The 3566-nt window shown below is 50.9% G+C and carries 2 rRNA genes; both read left to right on the forward strand.

The annotated features are described in order from the left end of the window. Positions 1–363: 363 nt before the first annotated feature. Positions 364–3204: ribosomal RNA gene (locus tag C5Y96_RS09815) — 23S ribosomal RNA — on the forward strand. A gap of 202 nt (positions 3205–3406) precedes the next feature. After that, a 5S ribosomal RNA gene (rrf, locus tag C5Y96_RS09820) occupies positions 3407–3515 on the forward strand. The last annotated feature ends 51 nt before the right edge of the window (positions 3516–3566 follow it).

Genomic DNA, 3566 nt, shown 5'->3' on the forward strand with positions numbered 1-3566 from the left:
CCACTGGCAGATTGAGAGTTCGATGGAAGCTTTGTTGCGACACAAACGATGCAATTTCATAGAGTTATGGTTATTACCAAAGTGTGCTACTTACGATTCTCAGTTCGCTGAGATCTAAAGCAGTGCCGATATTGAGTGATAGCCGTTCTTAAAGAGAATCTCGATGTCTGTCGGGCCTTTTTACATGGCCAGCCTGAGAGGGTTGGCAAGTGAATTGTGTCACGCAGCATTGTGAATCGTTACAAGATCGGATCCTGTGCTTAGCTCTTAGACAAGCGAAGCACAATAATAGGTAGTCCGAAATAGTTTGATTGTTCAAGTTCGTATGGGTTAGCTAACCCTAAGCGAGCTTTGAATATTTGTGGTCAAGCTATTAAGGGCACATGGGGGATGTCTTGGCATCAGAAGACATGGCGTGGAAGACTGCGATAAGCCTGGGGGAGTTGTCAAACGAACGTTGATCCCGGGATTCCTGTTCAACCCAGGGAACTGAAACATCTAAGTACCTGGAGGAGAAGAAAGAAAAATCGATTCCGTCAGTAGCGGCGAGCGAACGCGGAATAGCCCAAACCTTGAGGATTTTCCTCAAGGGGTTGTAGGGCCTTTCATATGGAAGTTACAAAACTGCCGACTAGCCGATATGACATGGAAAGGTCAACCATAGAGGGTGACAGTCCCGTAGGCGAAAGTTGTGTAGTCTTCCGAGAGGTACCTGAGTAGGTCCAGTCACGTGAAACCTGGACTGAATCGGCGGGGCCCATCCCGCAAGGCTAAATACTCTCTGATGACCGATAGTGAACTCAGTAGCGCGAGTGAAAGATGAGAAGAACCCCGACAAGGGGAGGTATGTGAACCTGAAACCATGTGCCTACAAGCGGTCGGAGCCCGATTTATGGGTGACGGCGTGCCTTTTGCATAATGATCCGGCGAGTTACCGTCTGCGGCAGGTTAAGGCCTTACGGGCTGTAGCCAGAGGGAAACCGAGTCTTAATAGGGCGTTAGTCGTAGGTGGTAGACGCGAAACCACGTGATCTACCCATGAGCAGGTTGAAGCGCGGGTTATACCGCGTGGAGGACCGAACCCACTTGGGTTGAAAACCGAGGGGATGACTTGTGGGGAGGAGTGAAAGTCTAATCAAACGTGGAGATATCTCGTTCTCTCCGAAATAGCTTTTGGGCTAGCCTTGAGCCACTACATACCGGGGGTAGAGAGACTGAATCGGTTTGGGGCCCTTCCCGGGGTACCCTGCTGGACCAAACTCCGAATACCGGTATGACTATCTCAGGAGTCAGTCCGCGAGGGATAAGCTTCGCGGTCGAGAGGGAAACAACCCAGACCGTCTGCTAAGGTCCCCAAGAGATGCTCAGTCACTAAGGAAGTTGAATTGCCGAGACAACCAGGATGTTGGCTTAGAAGCAGCCACCATTTAAAAAGTGCGTAACAGCTTACTGGTCGAGCAATTCTGCGCCGATAATGAACGGGAGTAAGCATTTCACCGAAGCAGCGGATTCGAAAGAATGGTAGGAGAGCGCCGATCGTCAGATACGAGCCGTACCGTAAGGAGCGGTGTTGGGGCGATCGGGTGATTATGCCGGAATGAGTAACGATAAAACAGGTGAGAATCCTGTTCGCCGAAAGCCTAAGGTTTCCTGGGGAAGGCAATTCCGCCCAGGGTTAGCCGGTCCCTTAGTCGAGGCTGAAAAGCGTAGACGATGGACAGCAGGTCAATATTCCTGCGCTACGGTTGTGGACTGATGGAGGGACGGCGTTTCAAAGGTGATCGGACTGGTGGAACAGTCCGTGGGCTCTAGCAAGGTGAGGAATAGGCAAATCCGTCCTCATAAGCCAAGTTAGAGCGCTGACTCTTCGGAGGTAATCATCAGCGGGACGTCCAAGAAAAGCTTCTAAAGGTTGAAGCAACTGTAACCGTACTAAAACTGACACAGGTAGGCGAGTCGAGTAGACTAAGGCGCTCGGGAGAACGGTGGTTAAGGAACTCTGCAAAATGACCCCGTAAGTTCGCGATAAGGGGTGCCCCTGACGGTTCACGCTGTTGGGGGCCACAGAAAATCGGCTCTGGCAACTGTTTATCAAAAACACAGGACCCTGCCAACTCGCAAGAGGATGTATAGGGTCTGACGCCTGCCCGGTGCCGGTAGGTTAAGGAAGCGGGTGCAAGCTCTCGACCGAAGCCCCGGTAAACGGCGGCCGTAACTATGACGGTCCTAAGGTAGCGAAGTTCCTTGTCGGGTAAGTTCCGACCTGCATGAAAGGCGTAATGACTGGAGCACTGTCTCAACCACCGACCCGGTGAAATTGTAGTCGTGGTGAAGATGCCACGTTCCCGCAGTTAGACGGAAAGACCCCGTGAACCTTTACTGTAGGCTGATATTGGTCTGAGATATGTTTTGTGTAGGATAGGTGGGAGGCTTTGAAGTTTGCACGCCAGTGTAGATGGAGCCATCCTTGAAATACCACCCTGAATATGTTTTAGCTCTAACCTAGAATTTCTGTGAATCCAGACTAGGAACAGTGTCAGTTGGGCAGTTTGACTGGGGCGGTCTCCTCCCAAAGAGTAACGGAGGAGTGCAAAGGTACCCTCAGCCTGGTTGGTCATCAGGCATAGAGCGCAATGGTAGAAGGGTGCTTAACTGTGAGACCCATAGGTCGAACAGATACGAAAGTAGGTCATAGTGATCCGGTAGTCCCGTATGGAAGGGCTATCGCTCATCAGATAAAAGGTACTCCGGGGATAACAGGCTTATCGCATCCGAGCGTCCATAGCGGCGATGCGGTTTGGCACCTCGATGTCGGCTCATCACATCCTGGGGGTGAAGAAGCTCCCAAGGGTTCGGCTGTTCGCCGATTAAAGTGGTACGTGAGCTGGGTTCAGACCGTCGTGAGACAGGTCGGTCCCTATCTGCTGTGGGCGTACGAAACTTGAGGAGATTCTTCTTTAGTACGAGAGGATTTGGAAGGACGTTCCTCTGGTGTCCCAGTTGTCATGCCCGTGGCACGGCTGGATAGCTATGAACGGAAAGGATAAACGCTGAAAGCATCTAAGCGTGAAGCCCGCTCCAAGATTAGGTTTCGTAAGTACTTTGTACGAGAGTCCCCTGGAAGACGACCAGGTTGATAGGCCAGATGTGTAAGCTCAGTAATGAGTTCAGCTAACTGGTACTAACGGACGAAAGCTTGACCACTTATATTCAACGCTCACTCGTTAGCAGGTTATCATAACCTTGCGAACTTGAAGCAAAGCAGTCGCGGAAGCGACTCATGAATAAGTGCGATTCACAAAGCTTCAGACAACGAAGTTCTCGAAATTGAACGTGTTGCAACGACGCAAACACCTCTACCAAACCAAATTAAGCCTGACTTGGCCCACACGTCAGTCAGGTTTTTTCCGGTGACCATATGGTTGTGGAAACACCTGTTCCCATTCCGAACACAGCAGTTAAGCACAACCAGCCGATGATAGTGCCCACCAGTGCGAAAGTAGGTATCGCCGGATTCATTTACACTTCCAAAGCCCCGCTTAACTCAAGCGGGGCTTTTTTATTGC

Origin of the sequence: Blastopirellula marina (assembly GCF_002967715.1) — a bacterium.
In the GTDB taxonomy this organism is placed as follows: Bacteria; Planctomycetota; Planctomycetia; order Pirellulales; family Pirellulaceae; genus Bremerella; species Bremerella marina_B.